The organism is Bradyrhizobium sp. USDA 4472, from assembly GCF_054058595.1.
Window position 1 is genome coordinate 4350925 of the sequence record NZ_JBSSAM010000001.1, and the last position, 23841, is coordinate 4374765.

The window sequence follows — 23841 nt, forward strand, 5'->3', positions numbered from 1 at the left end:
CCATCAGCCCTTGTGAGCGTGCTTCTTCTTTTTCTTCTTTTTCTTGTGCTCGTCGCCTTCGGCTTCGTCGCTCGCGGTGTCGTCGTCGCTGACCGTGGCGTCTTCACCCTCGTGGACCGCGGCTTCGAGGGCGGCGCGCTCGGCGGCCTCCTGCTCGCGCTGGCGGCGGCGTTCGTCCCAGGCGTCGAACAGCTGCTCCAGCCACGGCAGAATCTGCTCGATGGATGGCAATTGTCCGGCCGGACCGGCCTCGCCGCGCGGGCCCTGAGGACCGGCGGGGCCTTGCGGTCCGGCGGCTCCGCGCGGACCGGGGTCGCCTGGCTTGCCCGGCAGACCGGCCTTGCCTTGTGGACCGGCCTTTCCGACTGGTCCCGGCTTGCCCTGCGGGCCGGGCTTGCCGCGTGCGCCGTCAGGGCCACGCTTGCCTGGATGACCCTGCGGTCCCGGCCGTCCCGGCTCGCCCTGCCGCCCGCGCGGACCCGGAGGTCCCTGCCGTCCCTGATCGTCTGCCACGCCGCCGCTCCTTCTGCGCACGCAAGCTACTTAGCGGCGTTTGACGACAGCAGCAATTCCGCCCACGCATCATGCCGGGCTGGATCAACATCGATCGGCGGGACGGCGCGCGGCCCTCACGCGTCAATCGTGATAAGCCGGCACCTTGATGCCGGACGCCGCGTAGGTCCTGATCTTGTTGCGCAGCGTGCGCACCGACAGGCCGAGCACGCGCGAGGCCCGCGTGCGATTGCCGTCGCAGCGTGCCAGCGTCTGGAGCACGAGCTCGCGCTCGATCTCGCCGACGGTCGCACCGATCAGCAGCGGAACGATCTTGTTGGGGGGCAGCAAGTATCCGCCCTGCTCGGGCGCGGCGACATGAACAGTGGTCATCAACGAACTCCCCGATCAACGCCCGCTTCCACCGTTGGAAGCGGATCGAGAACAAGCGATCCCCAAGCCGTAGATCTACGGTCGATGGTTTTGGTTAACGAAAGGTTAAATCGCGAGACATCGCACGAATTGACCTTGAGAATGCCGCCGCGACGCCGCGATTGGCGCAAAATGCATAGCAAGGTGGCCCGATCTCGCTCACACTGTCCGATATCCGCCGTCCACCATCACGATCGTTCCCGTGACATAGGCCGACAAGTCCGACGCAAGGAAGAGCGCGGGGCCGACGATGTCCTCGGGCTTGCCGGCGCGTGCGAGCGGGGTGTGCTCGATGAAGGCCTGTACCAGCGCCGGATTGGTGGCGCGCACATTGGCGTTCAGGTTGGTCTCGATGAAGCCCGGGCCGATCGCGTTGACGCGCACGCCTTCCCTGCCGAGCTCGACTGCGAGTGCCTTGGTGAAGCCCAGCACACCGTGCTTCGAGGTCGTGTACGCCGCCGAGCTTGGTGTCCGCAGATGCATGAATGACTGGATCGAGCCGATATTGACGATGCGGCCCTTGCTGGCGCGCAGGGGAGCGAGCAAGGCCTGCGTCATGTTGAAGACGCCGTTGAGGTTGAGCGAGATGATGTCGTTCCAGTCTTTCGCCACCGCTTCGGTCTCGGCGGTAAAGGCGTTGCGGCGCGTGATGCCGGCATTGTTGACGAGGATCGAGACCTGCCCGACCTTTTCGGCGACCTGCTTCGCCAGCGCGAAACAATCGTCGCGCCGGGTCACGTCGAGCACAAAGCTCTCGGCCTTGCCGCCGGCCTTGCGGATCTCCTCGGCGGCCTCGGCGACCGTGTCGGCGTTGACGTCGAGCAGCACGACTTGCGCGCCCTCGCGGGCGTAGCCGGCGGCGATCGCCCGGCCGATGCCGGAGCCGGCGCCCGTGACAACGGCGATGTGGTTTGCGAGCAATGCCATGGCGATTTCCTTCCGGATTCGTTTCTAAGTTTCATGAAAGGCTAACTCGAAATTAAGCGGTCGGAAACGGCGGCCTTGGCATACTGATTTCCGTTGCTAAACGTTGCGCGCATGATGGAACGGCTTGAATCCTGGAAACTCGCTCTCGAGCGGCTGCGGTCGACGGACGGCGCCGATTGGGCCGAGGCCGCCCGGCTGGTGGCCGAGATCATCAGGATGAGCACCGATGTGATGTTGCGGCAGGCCGCCGAGCAGGCGCTGCCCGTGCTGCGTCAGGCCGCGGACACCGACGACCACGGCGTCGCGTTGGCGGCCCGGCGCCGTGTCGGGGTGATTCTCGACGTCATCCACGATCTGACCGCGCCACGCTTCGGCCGGCGCAACGCAGCACCGAAGAAACTGTCGAGCGAGGATCGTGCGCGCAAGATGCTCGGCCTGCCGCTCGCGGTGCAGCTCACCTGCGACGACATCAACCAGGCCTATCGCCGTGCCGCCAAGGGCATGCATCCCGACCGGGGCGGCAGCGCACAGGCCTTCATCGACCTCTCCGCCGCGCGCGATGTTCTGATCCATCCCGGCGCGCACAAGGACGCGTGACGACGCTCAGCTCGTCTGCGAGGTAAAAAACGCACGGGCAAGGATGCTGGCATCGCATCCTGGCCCGCTTCTTGTCGTCCGCCGATCGAATTCCTACCAGCTGCAGTGGCCGGCCTTCAACGCGTGATCCTTCAGCGCGAGTGCGTCCAGGAAGGTCGGCACCGAGGCGCTGGCGCGATGATACCCGGCCGGCCACGGCGTGGTCGGGATGCTCTCGTCCCAGATCTGGCACACGCCGCTGTCGTGCCAGCGGACCAAATGATAGCCGGCTTCGGCAGGGCTCGCGGCCACGAAGGCGGCAGCGGCGAGACCGGCGGCAGCGCAAAGCATGGAAATACGACGCATGGATCAGCTCCTCAAAATGAAAGATGTGATGCGCCTCCCGACAATGACGGGGAGGGGGATCGCGGGGCGCCTCAGCTGCGCCCCGGACAAGATGTGAGTAGTTCGGTGTGCTGATCGGGTTCAAAGCGCACGCGCAAAAGCAAAGGGCGGGCTGCTCACGCAACCCGCCCCCGAACCGGACTGGCCGGACCCGATCAGAGCGTGCAGCGACGCTCGCCGCGCATCTTGATCTGGAGGTCGGACGCCTCAGTGAAAGTGGGGAGCGGCTTGCTGACGACCTTGTAGGTCGAGACGCCCCACTGCAGCGGCTTGTAACGGAGGTCCTCGTTCCAGACCTGGCAGATGCCGGTGTTGTCCCAGCGGATCACGTAATAGCCGGTCTTTGCGGACGCGGGCACGGCGAAGACGGAGCTGGCGATGCCGGCAACGGCACAAAGGGCGAAAACGCGACGCATGAAAAAAATCTCCTATGGGAACGTGGCGAGGAAACTGGTGCGGCAAAACGGCGCCTCTGGCAAGCCGCGGCAGGGCCGTTCACGGATATGTCAGAAGCGGGGCCGCGTGCTCCGATACGAAAGCGCGAAAACAACCCCATGCACAGTAGAAATCAATGGCCGGCCGAATTCGGTAAAACAAAAATTCGTCTTGACCCGTCGGGCAAAACATCGGCAGGATGGCATCGTGGGGTGATGCGGGTGCCCCTTCATGTTGCCGCCGCGATCGATCAGGTAAATTGCGGTTTCTGATTCGCTATCCCCTGCAGAAAAATAGCCTCCGGAGACGCCCCATGAAGTTTGCTTCCACCTTGCGTGCCGCGCTCGTCGCTTTGGCCGCGCTGGCCGGCCTCACGACCTCGGCGATGGCCGATGGCGGCACCGTGGTGCTGACGATCTACAAGGCGGGCTGGATCATCGGCGGTTCGGGCGGCTCGGGCGTGCTGAACTTCCGCGGCCGCTCCTATGCACTCTCGACCGGCGGCCTCGACTACGGCCTCGTCTTCGGCGGCTCCAAGACCGTGTTGCGCGGCCGTGTCTCCAACATCATCAGGCCTTCCGATGTCGCCGGCGTTTACGGCGCGGCCGGTGCCGGCCTCGCGGTCGGCCGCGGCGCCCGCGCCATCGTGCTGACCAACCAGAAGGGCGCGGTGCTGGAGCTGTCGGGCTATCAGACCGGCCTGATGGCGAATGCGGATCTGAGCGGGCTTGCGATCACGATGCGCTAAACGGTGCATCAACGCCGTCGTTGCGAGCGAAGCAATCCAGAGTTCCTCCGCGGCAACAGTCTGGATTGCTTCGCTACGCTCGCAATGACGGATCGAACTACTTTCCCCCCACCATTGCATGAACCCGCTCGCAATGCGTGACGAGGTTCTTCTGCGCTTCGACGAACGCCTTCAGCGGCGTCGGGATCGGAAAATAATGGATGTTCGCGATGAAGCCGTAGATGCCGGCATCGCAGCTGGTCGGCCGCTCACCATCGACGAAACCGGTCGCCGGAACGATCTCGGCGAGTACCTGTAAATCGGCAAGCCCGCGCGCATAGGCCTGCTCCGGCGTGTAGCGGCCGATGCCCTGATAATGATAACGCTGCGCGTTGTAGGCCTTCGCCTTCTCGAATCCATCTACGTCGATCTGCGGATGCTGCGCAATGAAGCCGTCGCGAAATGCCGGATAATAGCGCTCGTCCTTCCAGCGCGAATAGGACATCACCCAGTAGAGATCATCCAGCATGCGCGTGACGAGATGATGGGTGCGGCGCTGCGCCGGCGACAGCGCGGCGTCGATGGTGAGGTGATATCTGGCGATCGCATGCGCAATGATCGTCTCGCTGTCGCCGATGGTCTCGCCGTCGTCGACGACATAGGGAAGTTGCCCGCGCGGAGCCGCGGAGGCATCGAACACATGCTCATGCACGAACGGAACGCCCGACAGTTTCAGGAAGGCGTAGACCTTGAGCCCGTAGCCGTTGTTGTCGGCGACGCCGAACAATTGCGGGTAGGAATAGAGGGTCAGCATGATGGCACCTCTTTGCGCATATCAATCAAGCCGGCCGCCTCTTGAACACCTCTCCCTCCGGGAGGAGGTGATCCAAGTCCACGGCTCACATCGGTTCAATCAATCTCATCTCGCTCTCAGCGCGCTGACAGCTTGGCCTTGTCATCGGTGGTGGCAGCCTGCGCGCGCTTGCTGGAGCGGATCATCAGGAACGAGCCTGAGGTGCCGGGCAGCCGCCAGCGACCGTCGATCTCGGTCGCCTCTCCATTCATGATGCCGTCGTACTGGACGATGTCGAAGCCGTAACCCGGCGGCTCGTAGCGCTTGACGAACGACACGGCGTGGCCTGAGCGATGGCCAGTAATCGAGGCGCTGTGGGTACGCAGCGGGCAGCGCGGGTTCGAGCAGGGCTCGGTCACGCTGCCGCTCAGCGCACCGCCGGCCTCGACCAGCGTCGCCGTGAACGTGACCATTCCCGTGCCGGGCTGGATGTACGTGCCGTCCCAGACACCGGAGAGATCGTCGCTCATTTGCGGCGGCTTCCTCGACATATGCGCGCCGGGTGAGGCCCGGCCGGACCACTCTGTGCTTCCTCTCGAAGTCGTATCGCTGCCGTGAGGCGCTTGCAAGTCTCTGCGTGCGACGTCGATCGATCGGAGAAGGCCTGACCGGCCTTACGAAGCCGGTGATCCGCGTCGCCAATTCGTTTGAGATCGCTATACTGTCTGACCTCAGCAGGATGGTGATCTCATGGCAAGACAATTGGAAGGCAAGATTGCCGCCGTGACCGGGGCCGCGTCGGGCATCGGGCTCGCGAGCACCGAGGCGATGTTGGCCGCCGGCGCGCGCGTGGTGATGGTCGACCGCGATGAGGCGGCTCTCAACGCGCTCTGCGACAAGCACGGCGAGGCCGTGATGCCGCTGGTTATCGACCTCCTGGATCCCGGGGATTGCGCAACGCTGCTCCCGCGCGTCCTGGAAAGGGCAGGGCAGCTCGATATCCTGCATGCGAATGCAGGCAGCTATGTCGGCGGCGATCTGGTCGATGCCGACGTGACGGCGATCGACCGGATGCTGAACCTGAATGTCAACGTCGTAATGAAGAACGTGCACGACGTGCTGCCGCACATGATCGCGCGCCGGACCGGCGACATCATCGTCACGAGTTCGCTGGCGGCGCATTTTCCGACGCCATGGGAGCCGGTCTACGCGTCGTCGAAATGGGCGATCAACTGCTTCGTCCAGACCGTGCGGCGCCAGGTCTTCAAGCACGGCATCCGCGTCGGCTCGATCTCGCCCGGCCCGGTCGTCACCGCGCTGCTCGCGGACTGGCCGGCCGAGAAGCTGCAGGACGCGAGGGACTCGGGCAGCCTGCTGGAGGCCAGCGAAGTGGCTGAAGTCGTGATGTTCATGCTGACGCGCCCGCGCGGCATGACCATCCGCGACGTCGTGATGATGCCGACGAACTTCGATTTGTAGGCGCGGGCTCGTAGGGTGGGTTAGCCGCCCGCAAGCGCGATCGTGAATCAGGCGAAAAATGCAAGGCGTAACCCACCACGTATGTTTCCGCGGCGACAGAAGCGGTGGGTTACGCCGCGCGGCCCGCGCTTCGCGCTTCCGCGCAGCTAACCCACCCTACGAATCAGAACCAATCCACCTCGCAAGCTCCCGCCACGGCTCCAGCGTCCAATGTCCCGACGCCGCCCCCGATGGCGACGGCAGCACGAAGATCTCCGGCAAGCTCGCATCGCGCACCTGCCGCCCCAGCGAAATCGCAGCTGACGCCCGGCCGTAAAACAAGCTCGCTGCCTTCTTGCTCGTGAACGCAATCGTCCGCGGCTGGTACGTCTTCATCTTTGCCCTGAAGCCGGATACGTCGATCGTGTCAGGTGCGATCTGATGATCCATCCCCGCGCCCGATTTGGAGAGATCGGTGAAGCCGATCCCGAGCTCGATCAGCGCGGCGAACTCGCTTGGCTGATAGCGCCGCGGCGTGATGCCGGCCTCGTGGATCGCGCGCCAGAAGCGATTGCCGGGATGGGCGTAGTAGTGCCCGAGCTCGGCCGAACGCGTCGACGCGGCGGTGCCGACGAAGACGAGGCGCAGATTTTCGCGGAGCTGGTCGGGGAGGCGGTGCAGATCGCTATCGGACATCTTGAGCCATGGCTACCATCTCCGCAGCATTCATCCTATACCTCGGCGATGGACCGCCAAGCACTGGCCGCCGCCTATGCGGCACCCGGCCGCCATTACCACAACCTCGCACATATCGAGGACTGCCTCGCCGTGCTCGCGCAAATCGAGGGCCTCTCGGCGAGCGAGCGCGAGATTTTGTCCGAGGCGATCTGGTGGCACGATGTCGTCTACGATCCGACCCGCTTCGACAACGAAGAGCTCAGCGCACAACTGGCCGAACGGCACGTGCGCGCCGACATCAGCAGCGAGGTCGGCCGCCTGATCCGCCTGACGCGGACGCACGAGGTGAAGGCCGACGATCGCCTTGGGGCCATCCTGATCTCGATCGACCTCGGCATCCTGGGCGCGGAGCCGGCGCGCTACGACGCCTATGCCGCCGCCATCCGGCAGGAGTTCATCCATGTCAGCGACGCCGACTATCGCGCCGGCCGCGCCGCGGTGTTGCGCCGGTTCGCCGCCCGCCCGGTCATCTATCCCGACTCCAGCTTCGCCGCCACATACGACCGCCGCGCCCGCGCCAATCTCGCGCGTGAATTGGCGGCGCTGAGCTGAGCCGCGTAGCTGCGTAGGGTGGGTTAGCCGCCCACACGCATGGACTTTCAACGCGCGACGGCGCAAGGCGTAAACCCACCATGTCTAGAGAGGCTTTGAATGCAAGATGGTGGGATACGCTACGCTAACCCATCCTACGGACTGGGCGCCTATGCCGCCGCCATCCGGCAGGAGTTCATCCGACGCCGACTATCGCGCCGGCCGCGCCGCGGTGTTGCGCCGGTTCGCCGCCCGCCCGGTCATCTATCCCGACTCCAGCTTCGCCGCCACATACGACCGCCGCGCCCGCGCCAATCTCGCGCGTGAGTTGGCAGCGTTGATCTGAGCTGCGTAGGGTGGGTTAGCCGCCCACAAATTTGGTCGTTCAACATGCGACGGCGCAAGGCGTAACCCACCATGTCTAGAGAGGCTTTGAATGCAAGATGGTGGGTTACGCTACGCTAACCCACCCTACGAGCTGGGCGCCGAGCCGGCGCGCTGCGACGCCTATGCCGGCGCCAGCGGTGTTGCGCCGGTTCGCCGCCCGCCCGGTCATCTATCCCGACTCCAGCTTCGCCGCCACATACGACCGACGCGCCCGCGCCAATCTCGCGCGTGAATTGGCGGCGCTGAGCTGAGCCGCGTAGCTGCGTAGGGTGGGTTAGCCGCCCACACGCATGGACTTTCAACGCGCGAGGGCGCAAGGCGTAACCCACCACGTCTAGACTGGCCTTGGATGCAAAGTGGTGGGTTACGCTACGCTAACCCACCCTACGAGCTGGGCGCGGAGCCGGCGCGCTGCGACGCCTATGCCGGCGCCAGCGGTGTTGCGCCGGTTCGCCGCCCGCCCGGTCATCTATCCCGACTCCAGCTTCGCCGCCACATACGACCGCCGCGCCCGCGCCAATCTCGCGCGTGAATTGGCGGCGCTGAGCTGAGCGGCGTAGCGTGGATCAAAACATGATTTACGTTGGTGTAAGCAATAGTACTCGTAAAAGAGGTCGGGCTGTCAGCCCGACCTCGGTTTGAGTAAGTGCAGAGTTCCCCTCACAACACCCGATTGCTCTCTTTCACCTTCTCCGCATCGAGATACAAGCTCTCGCCCATCTCCTTGAACTTCGCGCTCATCTTGGCCATGCCGTCTTCGGCGGTGCCGGCCATCGACATGCCCACGCTGTTCGGATCGTTGAGCGTCGCCGCGTAGTCGCGCACGTCCTGCGTGATCTTCATCGAGCAGAATTTCGGGCCGCACATCGAGCAGAAATGCGCGACCTTGTGGGCTTCCTTCGGCAGGGTTTCGTCGTGGAAGCTTTTTGCGGTATCGGGGTCGAGGCCGAGGTTGAACTGGTCGGTCCAGCGGAATTCGAATCTCGCGCGGGAGAGGGCGTCGTCGCGCAGTTGCGCGGCGGGGTGGCCCTTGGCGAGATCGCTGGCGTGGGCCGCGATCTTGTAGGTGATGACCCCGGTCTTGACGTCGTTGCGATCGGGCAGGCCGAGATGCTCCTTCGGCGTGACGTAGCACAGCATGGCGCAGCCGAACCAGCCGATCATCGCCGCACCGATGCCCGAGGTGATGTGGTCATAGCCCGGCGCGATGTCGGTGGTCAGCGGTCCCAACGTGTAGAACGGCGCTTCGCCGCACTCCTTCAGCTGCTTGTCCATGTTGATCTTGATCTTGTGCATCGGCACGTGGCCGGGGCCTTCGATCATGACCTGGCAGCCCTTGTCCCATGCGATCTTGGTCAATTCGCCGAGCGTTTCGAGTTCGGCAAATTGCGCGCGGTCATTCGCGTCCGCGATCGAGCCGGGACGCAGGCCGTCGCCGAGCGAGAACGAGACGTCATACTTGCGCATGAGGTCGCAGATCTCGTCGAAATGCGTGTAGAGGAAGCTTTCCTTGTGATGCGCCAGGCACCACTTCGCCATGATCGAACCGCCGCGGCTGACGATGCCGGTGACGCGGCTGGCGGTGAGGTGGATGTATTGCAGGCGGACACCGGCGTGGATGGTGAAATAATCGACGCCCTGCTCGCACTGCTCGATCAGCGTGTCCTTGTAGAGCTCCCAGGTCAGCTTCACGGGATCGCCGTTGCACTTCTCCAGGGCCTGGTAGATCGGCACCGTGCCGATCGGCACGGGCGCGTTGCGCAAAATCCATTCGCGGGTGGTGTGGATGTTGCGCCCCGTCGAGAGGTCCATCACGGTGTCGGCGCCCCAGCGGATCGCCCACACCATCTTCTCGACCTCTTCCTCGACCGACGAGGTCACCGCCGAGTTGCCGATATTGGCGTTGATCTTGGTCAGGAAGTTGCGGCCGATGATCATCGGCTCGAGCTCGGAGTGGTTGATGTTGGAGGGGATGATGGCGCGGCCGCGCGCGATCTCTGAGCGCACGAACTCCGGCGTGATGAAGGCGGGCACCGCGGCGCCGAAGCTCTCGCCATCGGCCAGCGCGGCTTCGGCGCGCTCGAGCTGCTGCTTGCGGCCGAGGTTCTCGCGTGCGGCGACGTAGATCATCTCCTTGGTGATGATGCCGGCGCGGGCGAATTCGAGCTGCGTGATCTTGTGGCCGTCGAGGCCGCGCAAGGGCTTGTGATAGGCGCTGAACGCGCGCGCGGCGTTGTCGGTGGAGACGCTGCCATTGTCCTCCGGCTTGATCTGCCGGCCCTCATATTCCTCGACGCCGCCGCGCTCCAGTACCCACTGCTTGCGGTTGCGGGGAAGGCCGGCGTTCACGTCGATGGTCACGGATGGATCGGTGTAGGGGCCCGAGGTGTCGTAAACCGGCAGGTTCGGCTCGCCGGCACCTTCCGACAGGATGATCTCGCGCAGCGGCACGCGCAGATCGGGCGCGGCGTCGGGCGAGGCGAAGATTTTTCGCGAGGAGGGAAGCGGGCCGGTGGTGACGGCGGGGACGGTCTTGTCGGGATTGGAGCGGATGTTCATGGGATCCTCCTTCTAATTGGTATGAATGCTGTCGCTCTCGTCATCCTGAGGTGCGCGCACTTGCGTGCCTCGAAGGATGAAAGAGCCGGGCCGTCGCCCTTCGAGGGCCGCTGAAGAAGCGGCCACCTCAGGGTGACGGATCAAATGGGGACGGACATGCATCATGCCGCCTCCGTAGCCTGGCCGAGCCACTGCCGTACGCGGGCATCGGGGTCGGCGTTCTGGGTGACGTCGCTGACCACCGCGATGGAATCCGCGCCCGCGGCAAAGATCTCCGCGGCGTGCTCGAACTTGATGCCGCCGATCGCGACCAGCGGGATGTCGCCGATGCGCTTCTTCCATTCCGTGATCTTCGGAATGCCCTGCGGTTCGAAACGCATCGATTTCAGCGTGGTGAAGAAGATCGGACCGAGCGCGACGTAGTCCGGTTTTGCCTTCAGCGCGGTCGCGAGCTCCTCGTCGTCATGGGTGGAGATGCCGAGCGACAGGCCGGCCTCGCGGATGGCCTCGAGGTCTGCGTCGGCGAGATCCTCCTGGCCGAGATGCAGATATTTTGCGCCGGCGACGATCGCGGCGCGCCAATAGTCGTTCACCACCAGCTTGGCCTGCGTGCCTTGCGTGATCGCCAGCGCGTCGGTGACGATCTGCAAGGCGTGCGCGTCGTCGAGATTTTTCGCGCGCAGCTGGATGGTGCCGACGCCGAGCTTGGTCAGGCGCTCGACCCAGGGGAGGCTGTCGACGACGGGGTAGAAGCGATCAGGATACGCGTTGCGATCAGGATACGGCATGCCAGAACGGGGTCCCAACGACAGGGGTGGAGGGGGAGGCGAAGTCGCGGGCGTTCATCAGCCCAGCCTCAAAGGCGGTGCGGCCGGCCTCACAGCCGAGGCGGAAGGCTTTCGCCATGGCGACGGGATCGGCGGCCTTGGCGATCGCGGTGTTGAGCAGCACGGCGTCGTAGCCGAGCTCGAGCGCTTCGGCGGCGTGGCTCGGCGCGCCAATGCCGGCGTCGACCACGAGCGTGATGTCGGGCAGCCGCTCGCGCAGCAGCTTCAGCGCATCGCGGTTGATGATGCCCTTGGCGCTGCCGATGGGAGCTGCCCAGGGCATGACGACTTTGCAGCCGGCATCGACCAGCCGGTTCGCGACCGAGAGGTCTTCGGTGCAATAGGGGAACACTTCAAAGCCGTCCTTGATCAGGATGGTGGCGGCTTCGACGAGGCCGATGACCTCAGGCTGCAGCGTGTCGTTGTCGGCGATGACTTCGAGCTTGATCCAGGTCGTGCCGAACAATTCACGCGCGAGCTTGGCGGTGGTCACGGCCTCGCGCACGCTGCGGCAGCCGGCGGTGTTCGGCAGCACTGATACGTCGAGCTCGCGGATGAGCTTCCAGAACGCGTCCCCGGCCTTGCCGCCGGCGGATTCGCGCCGCAGCGACACCGTGACGATGTTCGAGCCCGACGCGCGGATCGCGTCCTGCATGATCGCGGGCGAGGGATAGAGCGCGCTGCCGATCAGCAGGCGGGAGGCGAAGGTTTTGCCGTAGAAGGTCACCATGTCCGAGGTGTCTCCTTGAATGACAGTGTCATCCCCGCGAAAGCGGGGATCCAGTACTCCGCGGCGGCGCGGCTGGAATCGCGAAGCCGCGGCGTACTGGATCGCCCGGTCAAGCCGGGCGATGACAGCTGAGTGTGGGGCGCGAGCTGCATCTTCCTCACCCTCCCTGCCGCGGCGTGATGATCTCGATCTCGTCGCCGGCCTTGAGGTGGGTCTCGGCCCAGCGGCTTTTCGGCACGACGTCGTAATTCAGCGCGATGGCGAAATGGGTGCCCTCGTAGTTGAGCTCCGAGAGCAGCGCGTCGACGCTGGCCGAGCTTATCTCCCGCTGCTCACCATTCACGATCACGCGCATTGCATCACCTCATTGTCGATCTGGCCGCGCTCGACATGGGCGAGCGTCAGCTCGGCAAGCGCGGGGGCAAGCAGGAAGCCGTGGCGGTAGAGCCCGTTGACGCTGATCTTGCCGCCGCGCACGCCGATGCGCGGCAAATTGTCCGGATATGCCGGGCGCAGGCCCGAGCCGAATTCGACGATGCGCGCCTCGCCGAACGCCGGATGCACGGCATAAGCCGCGCCCAAGAGCTCCAGCGCGGAGCGGACGCTGACGCCGGTATCCTCGGTCTCGATCGAGGTCGCGCCCAGCATGAACAGATTGTCCTCGCGCGGGATCACGTAGAGCGGCCAGCGCGGATGGATCAGGCGGACCGGGCGCGCCAGCTGCACCTCGCTGGTCTCGATCAGGATCATCTCGCCCTTGACGCCGCGCAGCTCGCTTTGCTCGTCGCGCGCGGACAGGCCGCGGCAGTCGATCACCAGGCCTTCGGGATCAAGGTTGGCGAGATCGTTCGCGCTGACATCGCTGCCGAACCTGATGGTGCCGCCGGCGGCGACGATGCGCGCGTGCAGTTTCGGCAGCACGCGGCGCGGCTCGACATGACCCTCGGTCGGGAAGAACAACGCATCGCGGAAGCGGCCCTCCAGCGACGGCTCGAGCGCGGCAAGGCCTGCGGCATCAAGCCGGCGGTGCCCCTCGGTCATCCGGGCAAAGCGCTCGAAGTCGTTGCGCTCGCGCGGATGGGCGACGACCAGCGAGCCGTTGAAGGGCGTATCCGGCAGCTCGCGCCGCCAGATGTCGAGCGAGCGCAGGCCGAGCCTGGAAATGACGGGTTCGGCGACCTCCGCCTCGCAATAGGGCGCGAGCATGCCGCCCGCCCAATGGCTGGTGGAACCGGCCATGGCGGCGTCACCGCGCTCGTGGAGCGTCACGGCATGGCCGGCCTGCGCGAACAACAGCGCCTGCCACGCGCCCGCAATGCCTGCGCCGATGATGGATACCGGTGAATCCGCTCGCTTGGTCGTCTGTAACATCCCTGTCCCTTCGCCGGCATGACCCGGATCAGGTTCAAAGGGTCACCGCGGTCCTGGGCAGGCTTGCTGAAGTGCAGGCTTGCCCGTTTAGCGGTATCTCAGCTCCTCCTCGGAGCACCCCTCGGAACGGCTCTAATGTAGGCTTGTGGGGGCCTGTGTCAACGCGTTATCGGTCGTCATGCCCGGGCTCGTCCCGGCCATGACGGTGGCTAGCGGTTGGGCGCCTGCGCCCGCGCGTTGCGGAGGTGATCGGCGAGCTTCCGGTGCGGCACGGTGCCGAACATCGGCTGCGGATTGCCATTGGGCTCGAGCCAGGCCTGGTTGCTCGTCTCGAAGCTCGCCTGTTGCACCATCTCCTGCCGCTGACGCTTTGCAGCGTAGTAATAGCCGCCCGCGAAATAGCGCACGGCGCGGTCGTGGTCGCCATTGGCGGCGTGGTAGGCGCCCGCGAGATATTTCACCGCATAGGTGAGATTGGTGTTGGGGTCGCGCAGGCCGGCGGCATCGCCGGTGTAGCCGAGGCCGCGGGCGGTCGCGAGCTTGATCTGCATCAGCCCGATGGTGCCGCCATGGCCGACCAGGCCCGGCTGATAGCGGCTCTCGCGCATGATGACGCGATGCACCAGCGCCTCCGGCACGCCGTTGGCGTGCGCATGCATCGCGACCATCTCGGCGTATTCGGCCTGGCCTGCGAATGCGGCTTGCGGCGACACCAGTCCGGCCGCAATGAAGGCGGCGACGCGTAAGATTTTCATTTAAATGTTCCTCAGCCGAACGGACCTGCACCCATGCGCTTTAGGCCGTGGGAACACGGCGATGATGTGGCGAAACGCCGCCAGCGGTGATTTTCGCCGAGCCGTCGTTTTTACGACTCAAACCTGGGTTAGGTTCAGCGCCGGCGGAGTGCAGGACGCGACAGCAGGTCTGTCCATTCCTGCATTCGCCCAAAAATCCCTAAGCAGCATTCGGGAGGACGTCCATGACCCGAGCAGAAATCGGCGACATCCCCACGCAGAACCCGTGCGCACAATGCGGCGCGCCGATCGCGCAACCCGACTGGATCGAGCAGGGCGAAGGGCGAGTGTCCTATCTCTGGACATGCCACGCCTGCAACTATCGGTTCGAGGCCATCGCGATCTACGACGAGCCCGCCGTCGAATATCCGCCGCTCGCAGCCTGAGTTGCCTTAAGAGGGCATGATCGTTCCGGAAAGCCGCTTCACGCTTTCCCGATCATGCCTACGCAGCCAGCCGCGGCTGCTGCCGAACAGGCAATTGCATCCGCACGATCAGCCCGTGCGGCTGGCCGTCGTGCAGCGACAGCTCGCCGCCATGGGCGAGCGCGATCGCGCGCGCGATCGACAGGCCGAGGCCGAAGCCGGTGGAATCGTCCATCGTGCGCGCGTCGTCGCCGCGCACGAACGGCTCCAGCATCTCGTGCTTGCGCGCGTCCGAAATGCCGGGGCCGTCGTCCTCGACGTCGATGACGAGCCTGGTGTCTGATACGTCGAGGCGGATCGTCACCTCGGCGCCGAAGCGCACGGCGTTCTCGACCAGATTGGTGACGCCGCGATGCAGATCGTCGGGGCGCGCGGCGGCCGTCGCCGATGAAGGGCCGTCATAGTGCACGACGTGGCCCATGTCGCCGAACTGGTCGGCAATGAGCTGCAGCGTGCTGGCGATATCGACCAGCGTGATCGCTTCGATCTTGCGGTCGTTGCGCAAGAGCGACAGCACGCTTTCCAGCATCGAGCGCATCTGGTCGAGGTCGATCAGCATGCGCTTGCGGTTGCTCTCGTCCTCGATGAACTCGGCGCGCAGGCGCAGCCGCGTGATCGGTGTGCGCAGATCGTGGCTGATCGCGGCCAGCATCTTGGTGCGATCCGACATCAGCCGTGCGATCCGCTCATGCATGCGGTTGAGCGCGCGGGCGACGGAGCGGATCTCCTCGGGGCCGCGCTCGGGCAGCGGATCTGCCTCGCCGTCCAGGCTGAAATTCTCGGCCGCCTTGGCAAAGGACGACAAGGGCGTCGCCAGCGCGCGCGCCGCCCACAGGCCGAGCACGCTGATGCAGATGAAGGCGGTCATCAACGTGATCAGCCACGGCGCGCCCCAGAACCACGGACGCTGACTGCTCTCGACATGGCCCGCGATCACGGTGCCGTCAGGCAATTGCACGCCGATGCGACGGGCGCCGCCCCGGGGCGCGAGCTGCACCACCTTGTAGCCTCGGCCGAGATGGCGACGCAGCCCGTGCAGGTGCTGGCTGTCGCCGTCCTCGATCACGTCAGCCGTGCCGGGCGCGTGCGTCTCCAGATCGAGCTTCGGGAAGGCGCGCGCGAGATCCGCGATCAGGCGCGGTCGGTCGTCCGGCCTGGCCGAGCCGAGCAGCAGCGCTGCATCGGTCAGCTGATGCGCGCCGTCGGGCGGCGTGTCGGCATGGTCGGGCCGGCTCATCAGGAACGCGGTGGTGACGACGAGATGCAGCGTGACGGTCGAAGCCAGCACCAGCGCGGCAATCTGGCCGCTGATGCCCTTGAGGTGGAAGAACCCGAACGGCTTCATCGTCCAAATCCCCCTCAGTTGCTCGGGGGCGTCGTAACCGCTTCCGTTCTGGGCGTAAACAGATAACCGCCGGAGCGCACCGTCTTGATGATGGTGGGGTCGGCCGGATTGGGCTCGATCTTGCGGCGGATGCGGCTGACCAGCACGTCGATGGAGCGCTCGAACGCGCCGGTGCTGCGGCCCTGGGTCAGGTCGAGCAGGCTGTCGCGCGACAGCACGCGGCCGGGACGCTCGCAGAAGGTCCGCAGCAGGTCGAACTCGGCGCTGGTCACGGCGACGCGTGCGCCTTCCGGATTGCGCAGCTCGCGCAGGCGCAAATCGATGCGCCAGCCTTCGAAGGCGAGCGTGGATGCGCCCTCGATCGAGCTTGCGGCCCGGGCGGAGGCCTGGCGCCGCAGCACGGCGTTGATGCGGGCGAGCAGCTCGCGCGGGTTGAACGGTTTCGGCAAATAATCGTCGGCGCCCATCTCGAGGCCGACGATGCGGTCGACGTCCTCGCCGCGCGCGGTCAGCATGATGATCGGCGTCTGTGCTTCCGAGCGCACCTTGCGGCACAGGCTGAGACCGTCCTCGCCGGGCAGCATGACGTCGAGGATGATGAGATCGACGCGGTGGTCGGCCATGGCACGCGACATCTCGCGGCCGTCACTCACGGCGGTGACGTTGCAGGCGTTGTTGCGCAGATATTTCGCGATCAACGTCCGGGTTTCGCGGTCGTCCTCGACGACCAGGATGTTGGGAGAGGGAACGGCCATGGGCCTTGTTTGTCCAAGATTCGGGCCAAAAGGCGAAGATTTTTGTTTCAGTTTGTTTCCGGCCTCATCTCCGCAACACCCCGCAAACGAGCGTCTCCGCACGGCAAGGTCGCGTTAAGCCCGTTAACCATAGCGTGGCGCAGTCGCGTACGAAACCCGCAAAAGCCACCGTGCCATCATGACTTCGATTTCAGCGGCCTCCGCCAGCCAACACCCGCCTTCGCCAAGCGCCCCGGCGGGGCGGGCGGCCCGCCCCCCGGTCCGCCGCCGTCGGATGACGGCTCTTCGGATTCGTCGTCGACGGATCCGACGAGCAGCAACTCCACCGACGGCAGCACGGCCAAGATCCTCGAGCAGGTTCTCCAGGCGCTGCAGCAGTCGCAATCATTCGCGCTCGTCCTACGGCGCCAATGGCAGCGCGACGGGCTCGTCGAACAGTTCGGATTTTTCGGCGCTGCTGATCGACGCCAGGAGCTGACCTGCGCGACCCCGGTCGGCGCGTTCCTCGCCGCGAACATGCTTCATCCCAGGGCGCATGATCGTCGGCGGGGAACCGTCGTCCCCACGTTCCTGAGCAGGAACTTTCTTCGCGCCGCACCGCCGCGAGCATGCAACGGATGGGGCAACGAAATTGCCGCACGCGAGGAACTGGGCGTGGCCGTGGCTGTTCTCTCCGCACAAGTTTTCTGCTGAAGGAGAGGACAACAATGTTGATCAAATCAATCGCCGCCGGCCTTGCCGGCACCGCTTTGCTTGCGACCGTTGCGTTTGCGCAAAATCCCTCCACCACCGACAAGGCGCCCACCGCTTCGACCGCGACCACCCCGGCGACGAGTACGTCCGGTGAATGGCGTACATCGAAGATGGACGGCATCAAGGTCTATAACGATGCCAACGAGAACATCGGCTCGATCAACGATCTGCTGATGGACAAGAGCGGCAACGTCAAGATCGCCGTGATCGGCGTCGGTGGCTTCCTCGGCATGGGCGAGCATCTCGTCGCCGTGCCCTATGAGAAGCTGAAATTCGTCAATGAGGCCGTGGCCTCAACCAGCACCACGACGAACCCGAACGCCAAGCCGGCTGCGACCACGACCACCGGTGCTGCGACCGGCACCGAAAAGACGGCGACCACCACGAGCAGCTCATCGTCCAAGTGGTATCCTGATCACGCCGTGTTCAACGCGACAAAGGACCAGCTGAAGAACATGCCCGAGTTCAAGTACTCGGAGTAAATAGGATCACGTGAGTGCCTAAAGCGAAGCGCGCCCGGTTCGTCACCGGGCGCGCTGTCGTGTCTTTTTCTCACTTCACCAGCGGGCAGCCGCCTTTGTCGAGCGGGCGGAAGGCTTCGTCGCCGGGGACGGTGGCGATCAGCTTGTAGAGATCCCAGTCGCCCTTGGACTCTTCCGGCTTCTTCACCTCGAACAGATACATGTCGTGGACCATGCGGCCGTCGATGCGGATCTTGCCGTTCTTGGCGAAGAAGTCGTTGACCGGCGTCTTGCGCATCTGCTCCATCACCTTCGGCGCTTCATCGGTCTTGATGGCTTCGATCGCCTTCAGATAGTGCATGGTCGCTGAATAGAGGCCGGCCTGGATCATGGTCGGCATGTGGCCGACCTTGTCGTTGAAGCGCTTCGAGAAGGCGCGCGTCTCGTCATCCCTGTCCCAGTAGAACGCGTCCGTGACGATCAGGCCCTGGGTTGCCTTGATGCCGAGGGAGTGGACGTCGGTGATTTCCAGCAGCAGCGCGATCATCTTCTGTCCGCCTTGCGTGAGACCGAACTCGGCCGCCTGCTTCAGCGCATTGGTGGTGTCGCCGCCGGCATCCGCCAGCGCGACCACCTTGGCCTTGGAGGCCTGGGCCTGGAGCAGGAAGGAGGAGAAGTCCGAGGAATTGAGCGGATGCCGGACGTCGCCGAGCACCTTGCCACCGCTCTCCTTGACGACGTTGGCCGCGTCGCGCTCGAGCGCCATGCCGAAGGCGTAGTCGGCGGTGATGAAGAACCAGGTATCCTCGCCGCGCTTCACCATCGCCTTGCCGGCGACGTTCGACAACGCATAGGTGTCGTAGGTCCAGTGCACCGTGTTGGGTGAGCAGGCCACGCCGGTGATGTCGGAGGAGCCGCCGCCGGAATTGATGTTGATCTTGTTCTTCTCGCGCGTCAGCGCCGAGATCGGCAGCGCCACCGAGGACGTCGGCACGTCCATGACCGCGTCCACCTTGTCGTTGTCGTACCAGTTGCGGGCGATGTTGACGCCGACGTCGGGCTTGTTCTGGTGATCGGCGGACACGATCTCGATCGGCACGCCTGCGACCTTGCCGCCGTAATCCGCCACCGCCATCTCGACAGCGGCGAGCGAGCCCTTGCCGGTCGCGTCGGCATAAAGGCTCGACATGTCGGTGAGCACGCCGAGCTTGACGACGTTATCGGAAATCTGCGCCTGCGCCGTGCCGCAGGTGGCGGCGATGGCGAAGCCGGCCGTGACCGCGGCGATGAGTTTTTGCATGTCGTTTCTCCCTCAGCGTTGTTGTTCGGGGCTTGTTTGCGGGGACCGTTGTAGCGAGAAACGGTCGCGCGGGCAAAGGCAGGGAGGCATGCGGAGGGCTAGGAAATAAGGAGAGAGCCACGGTGTTCCCTTCGCCTCTCGCTGCAAGCGGGAGAGCGAGTAGCGGCGCCTCCCGTTCAGCCTTCGCCACTCCTGAGCCTCTCGTTGCGCCGGCGCAGGCCTTCCAATGTGGCAAGCAGGATGACCGAGACCGTCGTCAAAATCACCGCCGCGGCCGTGATGGTCGGGCTGATGTTTTCACGGATGCCGCTGAACATTTCGCGTGGCAAGGTGCGCTGCTCCGGTCCCGCCATGAACAGCACGATCACCACCTCGTCGAAGCTGGTCGCGAAGGCGAACAGTGCGCCTGAGGCGAGGCCCGGCAGGATCAGCGGCAGGATCACGCGGCGGAACGCTTCGAGGGGCGAGGCGCCGAGCGAGGCGGCGGCACGCGCCAGGTTGGTGTCGAAGCTTTGCAACGTGGCGCCGACCGTGATCACCACGAAGGGCGTGGCGAGCGCGGTGTGAGCCAGGATCAGGCCGAGATAGCTGCCGGTCAGTCCGATCGGCGCGAAGAAGAAATAGAGACCGACCGCGGTGATGACACCGGGCACGACGACCGGCGACAGCACGAAAGCCAGCACCAGCGGTTTGAACCGGCTCTTCCATTGCGCGAGCCCAAGGGCTGCGAGCGTGCCGAGCACCATCGACAGCGCGGTCGAGGCGACGCCGATGATCATGCTGTTCTTCAACGAATTCATCCAGCGCGGCGAGCTGATGAAGTCGTCGTACCAGCGCAAGGAGAGGCCCGGCAGCGGATAGGTGAGGTACGAACCGGAGCTGAAGGACAGCGGCATGATCGCAAGGATCGGCGTGATCAGGAAAATGAACACCAGCGTGGAGATCAAGATCGTCGCGGTCCAGGCGATGCGCTGGCTGGGCGTGCGGAGGGAAGCGGTGTCGCTCAATTCTTCATTCCTCCCGTGACCTGCTGGCCCTGCACCAGCTTGCCGTAGACGAGCGCGAGCAGAACTGTGGCGAGCAGCAGCACCGCGCCCAACGCCGAAGCAAGGCCCCAATTGGCTGTTTCGGTGGTGTAGAGCGCGATGAAGTAGCTGATCATCTGGTCGGCTGCGCCGCCGACGAGGGCCGGCGTGATGTAGTAGCCGAGCGCCAGGATGAAGACGAGCAGGCTCCCCGCGCCGATGCCGGGCAGCGTCTGCGGCAGGTAGATCCGCAGGAAGGCGGTGAGGGGTGGCGCACCGAGCGAGGCTGCGGCGCGCATATAGGCCGGCGAGATCGCCTTCATGCTGCTGTAGAGCGGCAGGATCATGAATGGCAGGAGAACGTGGGTCATGGCCACGCAGACGCCGAAGCGGTTGTAGATCAGGCGCAACGGCTCATCGATGATGCCAAGCCAGTGCAGGCTGTCGTTGACGACGCCCTTGCTTTGCAACAGCACGATCCAGGCGCAGGTCCGGACCAGAAGCGAGGTCCAGAACGGCAGCAGTACGAAGATCATCAACAGGTTTGACCGCCCCGGCGGCAGCGTCGCCAGCAAATAGGCGACCGGAAAGCCGAGGATCAGGCACAGCGCCGTGACACCGAGGCTGATGAGGAAGGTGCGGGCGAAAACCTCGCGGTAGATTGCCTGATCCGGCGGGGCCGCGACGATCGCGCCGTCGACGTTCCTGACAAGGTCGAGCGCCGCCAGCAGATAGAAGCCGGTCACCGGGCCACTGGCCCCCTTGATCGTCGTCCAGGTAGCGCGGTCGCGCCAGGCTGCGTTGATCTTGCCCAGCGTCTCCTTGGCCGTGCCCGGCTCCGGCATTGTCTTCAGATTGCGCGCCGTGCTGGTGAGGATGGTGCGAAAACCGTTTTGGGCGTAGTTGAGCCGCTTGGCCGCGATCGCAACGGTGCCGGCGGCGCGGGCGGCCTGGATGTCGCTTGCCAGGGCCGCATAGGTCTTTTCGTCCGGCAGATCCTTGCCGTCCCAGCTGGCGAGAGCCGCGACCGTTTGCGGCAGAACCTGCCGCACCTCGCGGTCATCGACCGCGTGCCACAGCATGCCGGCGATGGGTCCGGCGAAGGTGAACAGCAGAAACAGCAGCAGGGGCACGACCAGTGCGAGGGCCTTGAACTGGCGCGCGCGCTCCGCCCGCTTGAGGCGGCGCTTGAGCGGCACGCTAGTCCCGGCATCGGTGGCGGTCAGGGACGCTACTGTCATGCGGTGATCATTTCAGGCAAGAGGCCCAGGCGAAGGAGCGCGCTTCTTCGCCTGGGCCACGCGGCCGCGCTACTTCGCGGCCCATTTGTTGAAGCGCTCGGTCAGCTTGTCGATGTTCTCGAGCCAGAAGGCCACGTTGATCTCGACTGCGTTCTTGATGTTGTCAGGCGCGGTCGGCAGGTCCTTCAGAACGGCGGCCGGCAACAGGCCGGCTGCGTCCTTGTTCGACGTGCCATAGGCGATGTTCTCCGACAATTTCGACTGGTTCTCCGCCTTGCCTGCGAAGTCCAGGAACTTGTAAGCCGCGTCCTTGTTCGGGCTGCCCTTCAGGATCACCCAGCTGTCGATGGTGAAGAGGGCGCCGTCCCACACCATGCCGAAATTCTTCTTCTCGTTCTTGTTCGCGGTGTCGATGCGGCCATTGTAGACCGAGGTCATCGCCACCTCGCCGGAGGCGAGCAGTTGCGGCGGCTGCGCGCCGGCCTTCCACCAGACGATGTCGCCCTTGATGGTGTCGAGCTTCTTGAACGCGCGGTCGACGCCCTCGTCGGTCGCCAGCACCTTGTAGACGTCCTTCGGTGCGACGCCGTCGGCCATCAGGGCGATCTCGAGTGTCGTCTTCGGGCCCTGACGCAGGCCGCGCTTGCCCGGGACTTTCTTGGTGTCGAAGAAGTCCGCCCAGCCCTTCGGTGCGTCCTTCAGCTTGTCCTTGTCGTAGCCGAGCACAAAATCATAGAGGATGGCGCCGACACCGCAGGGATTGACCGCCGGCGGAATGTAGGCGGCCTCGCCGCCGATCTTGGAATAATCCAGCTTCTCGTACAGGCCTTCCTCGCAGCCGACCGCAAGCTCGTCGCTCTCGACCTGGACGAGATCCCAGGTGGCGGCGCCGCCCTGCACCTTGGCGCGCAGCACGCCGACGCCGCCATCCCAGGACTCGTCGTTCATCGGAATGCCCGATGCCTTCTTGAACGGCTCGAAATAGACCTTCTTCTGGGCGTCCTGATACGCGCCGCCCCACGAGACGACGGTGAGGTCGCGCGCCTGCGCGATCGGAGCCAGCGCAGCGCTGGCGCTGAACGCCGCGGCGAAACCCAGAGCAATCTTGCCAATCTTGCGCTTCAGCATGGTGTTTGTTCCTTCTTCATATGCGTTGCGTTGAGGTTGATGGATGGATCAGACGGGATCGAGGGCCAGGCAGTCCTCGGGGCGGAAAGTGATGAATATGGTCTCGCCGGGTCTCAGGCGGTCATGCGCGCCCGGCTGAACCTTGACCATGAACTCGGCATTCCCCGCGACGTCGAGCACGGCGAGCGCGTGGTCGCCGAGATAGATGGTGTTCTGCACCCTGGCCGGCAGCCGGTTCGCTCCGTCGCTGGAGCTGCCATCAGGGACAATGTTGATCCGCTCCGGCCGCACTGACAGCGAGGTCAATGCGCCCGCGCCCGGGACATTGACGGCCCGCGCAGTCACGGCCCCGCCACCATCAAGGGCGACGCGGCAATATTGCTTGTCGACGGTCTCGACGGTGCCTGTCAGCACGTTGTTCTCGCCGATGAAGTGGGCGACGAAGCTGTTCACCGGATGCTCATAGAGCGCGTCTGGCCTGTCGATCTGCTGGACGATGCCGTCGTTGAACACGGCGATGCGGTCCGACATGGTGAGCGCTTCGCTCTGGTCGTGGGTGACGTAGACGATTGTGATGCCCATCGTCTCGTGCAGCTGCTTGATCTCGAGCTGCATCTGCTCGCGCAGGCGCTTGTCCAGCGCGCCGAGCGGCTCGTCCATCAGCACCAGCTGCGGATTGAAAACCAGCGCGCGGGCGAGTGCCACGCGCTGCTGCTGGCCGCCGGAGAGCTGCCCGGGCCGCCGCTGCGCCAGGGTTTCCATCTTGATCATGCGCAACGCCGCGCTGACGCGGTCCTGCGTTTCGGCCTTGCTCGTGTTGCGCACGGAGAGCGGGAAAGCGATATTCTCCGCGATCGTCAGATGCGGAAACAGGGCATAGTTCTGGAATACCATGCCGATGTCGCGCTTGTGGGGCGGCACGTTCTTGATCGGCCGGTCCGCGAGATAGATCTCGCCCCGGGTGGGGACCTCGAAGCCCGCCAGCATCATCAGCGTGGTCGTCTTGCCCGAGCCCGACGGGCCGAGCAGGGTGATGAACTCGCCCTTCCTGATGTCGAGATCGAGGTTCTTCACCACGAGGTGCTCGCCATCGTAGGTTTTCTGAATGCCGGAAAAGCGCACCAATGCCGGCGCAGATGTGACGATGCCGGCTTCCATGTCCCGCAGTGTCCCCTAAAAAGCTGTGAGCACCTCGTTCGAGGTTACGACGATCAGCTTAGCATCCT

Annotated in this window: 29 protein-coding genes and 1 riboswitch; of the genes, 8 read left to right on the forward strand and 21 right to left on the reverse strand. The window is 64.9% G+C overall.

The window, feature by feature from the left end; all coding sequences use genetic code 11:
• Positions 1-3 precede the first annotated feature (3 nt).
• The 3 genes from ACVWZ4_RS20160 to ACVWZ4_RS20170 all read right to left on the reverse strand — a co-directional run bounded on the left by ACVWZ4_RS20160 (position 4) and on the right by ACVWZ4_RS20170 (position 1851).
• Positions 4-513, reverse strand: a complete 510-nt coding sequence (locus ACVWZ4_RS20160; protein WP_456741026.1) for a collagen-like protein — start codon at positions 511-513, stop codon at positions 4-6.
• Positions 514-636: 123 nt separating this feature from the next.
• Positions 637-885: a helix-turn-helix domain-containing protein gene (locus tag ACVWZ4_RS20165; RefSeq protein ID WP_456699108.1), complete on the reverse strand. Its 249-nt coding sequence runs from the start codon at positions 883-885 to the stop codon at positions 637-639.
• 198 nt (positions 886-1083) lie between these two features.
• Complete coding sequence (locus tag ACVWZ4_RS20170; protein ID WP_456741027.1) at positions 1084-1851, reverse strand: SDR family NAD(P)-dependent oxidoreductase; 768 nt, start codon at positions 1849-1851, stop codon at positions 1084-1086.
• Between the two features lie 111 nt (positions 1852-1962).
• Here ACVWZ4_RS20170 and ACVWZ4_RS20175 point away from each other — a divergent pair, with 111 nt between their 5' ends.
• Positions 1963-2448: a J domain-containing protein gene (locus tag ACVWZ4_RS20175; RefSeq protein WP_456699106.1), complete on the forward strand. Its 486-nt coding sequence runs from the start codon at positions 1963-1965 to the stop codon at positions 2446-2448.
• Positions 2449-2541: 93 nt separating this feature from the next.
• On the opposite strand, the gene ACVWZ4_RS20180 is transcribed toward ACVWZ4_RS20175, so the two are convergent.
• Together ACVWZ4_RS20180 and ACVWZ4_RS20185 are read right to left on the reverse strand one after the other, a co-directional pair.
• Positions 2542-2793: a hypothetical protein gene (locus ACVWZ4_RS20180; protein WP_456699105.1), complete on the reverse strand. Its 252-nt coding sequence runs from the start codon at positions 2791-2793 to the stop codon at positions 2542-2544.
• 194 nt (positions 2794-2987) lie between these two features.
• Positions 2988-3248, reverse strand: coding sequence for a hypothetical protein (locus ACVWZ4_RS20185; RefSeq protein ID WP_456741028.1), 261 nt, complete (start codon positions 3246-3248; stop codon positions 2988-2990).
• Positions 3249-3580: 332 nt separating this feature from the next.
• Between ACVWZ4_RS20185 and ACVWZ4_RS20190 the strand changes: the two genes are divergently transcribed.
• Positions 3581-4015 (forward strand): hypothetical protein, encoded by a 435-nt coding sequence (locus ACVWZ4_RS20190; protein ID WP_456736049.1) that lies wholly within the window; start codon positions 3581-3583, stop codon positions 4013-4015.
• 97 nt (positions 4016-4112) lie between these two features.
• Here the strand turns inward: ACVWZ4_RS20190 and ACVWZ4_RS20195 are convergent, their stop codons facing one another.
• Together ACVWZ4_RS20195 and ACVWZ4_RS20200 are read right to left on the reverse strand one after the other, a co-directional pair.
• A complete protein-coding gene (locus tag ACVWZ4_RS20195) occupies positions 4113-4808 on the reverse strand; it encodes a glutathione S-transferase family protein (RefSeq protein WP_456741029.1) in 696 nt (231 codons plus the stop codon).
• A 116-nt stretch (positions 4809-4924) separates the two neighbouring features.
• Positions 4925-5317: a hypothetical protein gene (locus tag ACVWZ4_RS20200; protein ID WP_456699101.1), complete on the reverse strand. Its 393-nt coding sequence runs from the start codon at positions 5315-5317 to the stop codon at positions 4925-4927.
• A gap of 220 nt (positions 5318-5537) precedes the next feature.
• Between ACVWZ4_RS20200 and ACVWZ4_RS20205 the strand changes: the two genes are divergently transcribed.
• The gene (locus ACVWZ4_RS20205; RefSeq protein WP_456741030.1) at positions 5538-6266 is read left to right on the forward strand and encodes an SDR family oxidoreductase; all 729 of its coding nucleotides are present in this window, start codon (positions 5538-5540) and stop codon (positions 6264-6266) included.
• A 156-nt stretch (positions 6267-6422) separates the two neighbouring features.
• Here ACVWZ4_RS20205 and ACVWZ4_RS20210 read toward each other — a convergent pair whose 3' ends face one another.
• The gene (locus tag ACVWZ4_RS20210; protein ID WP_456699099.1) at positions 6423-6941 is read right to left on the reverse strand and encodes a mismatch-specific DNA-glycosylase; all 519 of its coding nucleotides are present in this window, start codon (positions 6939-6941) and stop codon (positions 6423-6425) included.
• A gap of 48 nt (positions 6942-6989) precedes the next feature.
• Between ACVWZ4_RS20210 and ACVWZ4_RS20215 the strand changes: the two genes are divergently transcribed.
• Both ACVWZ4_RS20215 and ACVWZ4_RS20220 read left to right on the forward strand, forming a co-directional pair.
• On the forward strand, positions 6990-7535 hold the full coding sequence (locus tag ACVWZ4_RS20215; RefSeq protein ID WP_456741031.1) for an HD domain-containing protein: 546 nt from the start codon (positions 6990-6992) through the stop codon (positions 7533-7535).
• Positions 7536-7686: 151 nt separating this feature from the next.
• Entirely contained in the window at positions 7687-7860 is a 174-nt protein-coding gene (locus ACVWZ4_RS20220; RefSeq protein WP_456741032.1) for a hypothetical protein, read from the forward strand.
• A gap of 701 nt (positions 7861-8561) precedes the next feature.
• Here the strand turns inward: ACVWZ4_RS20220 and thiC are convergent.
• The 6 genes from thiC to ACVWZ4_RS20250 all read right to left on the reverse strand — a co-directional run bounded on the left by thiC (position 8562) and on the right by ACVWZ4_RS20250 (position 14143).
• A complete protein-coding gene (gene thiC / locus ACVWZ4_RS20225; protein WP_456699095.1) occupies positions 8562-10460 on the reverse strand; it encodes a phosphomethylpyrimidine synthase ThiC in 1899 nt (632 codons plus the stop codon).
• A 161-nt stretch (positions 10461-10621) separates the two neighbouring features.
• Positions 10622-11248, reverse strand: a complete 627-nt coding sequence (locus ACVWZ4_RS20230) for a thiamine phosphate synthase (protein WP_456741033.1) — start codon at positions 11246-11248, stop codon at positions 10622-10624.
• The gene (locus ACVWZ4_RS20235; RefSeq protein ID WP_456741034.1) at positions 11235-12017 is read right to left on the reverse strand and encodes a thiazole synthase; all 783 of its coding nucleotides are present in this window, start codon (positions 12015-12017) and stop codon (positions 11235-11237) included. The genes ACVWZ4_RS20230 and ACVWZ4_RS20235 overlap by 14 nt, the downstream gene beginning before the upstream one ends.
• A 157-nt stretch (positions 12018-12174) precedes the next feature.
• Positions 12175-12372, reverse strand: coding sequence for a sulfur carrier protein ThiS (gene thiS, locus ACVWZ4_RS20240; protein ID WP_456741035.1), 198 nt, complete (start codon positions 12370-12372; stop codon positions 12175-12177).
• Positions 12363-13388: an FAD-dependent oxidoreductase gene (locus tag ACVWZ4_RS20245; RefSeq protein ID WP_456741036.1), complete on the reverse strand. Its 1026-nt coding sequence runs from the start codon at positions 13386-13388 to the stop codon at positions 12363-12365. The genes thiS and ACVWZ4_RS20245 overlap by 10 nt, the downstream gene beginning before the upstream one ends.
• Positions 13377-13520: riboswitch (TPP riboswitch) on the reverse strand. (Overlaps the previous gene by 12 nt.)
• Before the next feature lie 77 nt (positions 13521-13597).
• Positions 13598-14143, reverse strand: a complete 546-nt coding sequence (locus ACVWZ4_RS20250; protein WP_456736040.1) for a transglycosylase SLT domain-containing protein — start codon at positions 14141-14143, stop codon at positions 13598-13600.
• A 224-nt stretch (positions 14144-14367) separates the two neighbouring features.
• Here ACVWZ4_RS20250 and ACVWZ4_RS20255 point away from each other — a divergent pair, with 224 nt between their 5' ends.
• Positions 14368-14568: a hypothetical protein gene (locus ACVWZ4_RS20255; protein WP_456699090.1), complete on the forward strand. Its 201-nt coding sequence runs from the start codon at positions 14368-14370 to the stop codon at positions 14566-14568.
• A 58-nt stretch (positions 14569-14626) separates the two neighbouring features.
• Here the strand turns inward: ACVWZ4_RS20255 and ACVWZ4_RS20260 are convergent, their stop codons facing one another.
• Together ACVWZ4_RS20260 and ACVWZ4_RS20265 are read right to left on the reverse strand one after the other, a co-directional pair.
• Positions 14627-15952, reverse strand: a complete 1326-nt coding sequence (locus ACVWZ4_RS20260; RefSeq protein ID WP_456763345.1) for an ATP-binding protein — start codon at positions 15950-15952, stop codon at positions 14627-14629.
• Positions 15953-15966: 14 nt separating this feature from the next.
• Positions 15967-16707: a response regulator gene (locus tag ACVWZ4_RS20265; RefSeq protein ID WP_456741037.1), complete on the reverse strand. Its 741-nt coding sequence runs from the start codon at positions 16705-16707 to the stop codon at positions 15967-15969.
• A gap of 42 nt (positions 16708-16749) precedes the next feature.
• Between ACVWZ4_RS20265 and ACVWZ4_RS20270 the strand changes: the two genes are divergently transcribed.
• Together ACVWZ4_RS20270 and ACVWZ4_RS20275 are read left to right on the forward strand one after the other, a co-directional pair.
• Positions 16750-17400: a hypothetical protein gene (locus ACVWZ4_RS20270; RefSeq protein ID WP_456790315.1), complete on the forward strand. Its 651-nt coding sequence runs from the start codon at positions 16750-16752 to the stop codon at positions 17398-17400.
• 14 nt (positions 17401-17414) lie between these two features.
• Positions 17415-17942 carry a PRC-barrel domain-containing protein gene (locus ACVWZ4_RS20275; protein WP_456699086.1) on the forward strand — a complete coding sequence of 176 codons (528 nt, stop codon included), beginning with the start codon at positions 17415-17417 and terminating at the stop codon, positions 17940-17942.
• A gap of 70 nt (positions 17943-18012) precedes the next feature.
• Here ACVWZ4_RS20275 and ACVWZ4_RS20280 read toward each other — a convergent pair whose 3' ends face one another.
• The 5 genes from ACVWZ4_RS20280 to ACVWZ4_RS20300 form a co-directional block, all read right to left on the reverse strand.
• Positions 18013-19221, reverse strand: coding sequence for an ABC transporter substrate-binding protein (locus ACVWZ4_RS20280; RefSeq protein WP_456699085.1), 1209 nt, complete (start codon positions 19219-19221; stop codon positions 18013-18015).
• Positions 19222-19397: 176 nt separating this feature from the next.
• Positions 19398-20228, reverse strand: a complete 831-nt coding sequence (locus tag ACVWZ4_RS20285; RefSeq protein ID WP_456699084.1) for an ABC transporter permease — start codon at positions 20226-20228, stop codon at positions 19398-19400.
• Positions 20225-21487 (reverse strand): ABC transporter permease, encoded by a 1263-nt coding sequence (locus ACVWZ4_RS20290; protein WP_456699083.1) that lies wholly within the window; start codon positions 21485-21487, stop codon positions 20225-20227. Before ACVWZ4_RS20290 ends, ACVWZ4_RS20285 begins: the two co-directional genes overlap by 4 nt.
• Positions 21488-21556: 69 nt before the next feature.
• Entirely contained in the window at positions 21557-22615 is a 1059-nt protein-coding gene (locus tag ACVWZ4_RS20295) for an ABC transporter substrate-binding protein (RefSeq protein WP_456699082.1), read from the reverse strand.
• A 48-nt stretch (positions 22616-22663) separates the two neighbouring features.
• Positions 22664-23773 carry an ABC transporter ATP-binding protein gene (locus tag ACVWZ4_RS20300; RefSeq protein WP_456741039.1) on the reverse strand — a complete coding sequence of 370 codons (1110 nt, stop codon included), beginning with the start codon at positions 23771-23773 and terminating at the stop codon, positions 22664-22666.
• Between the last annotated feature and the right edge of the window lie 68 nt (positions 23774-23841).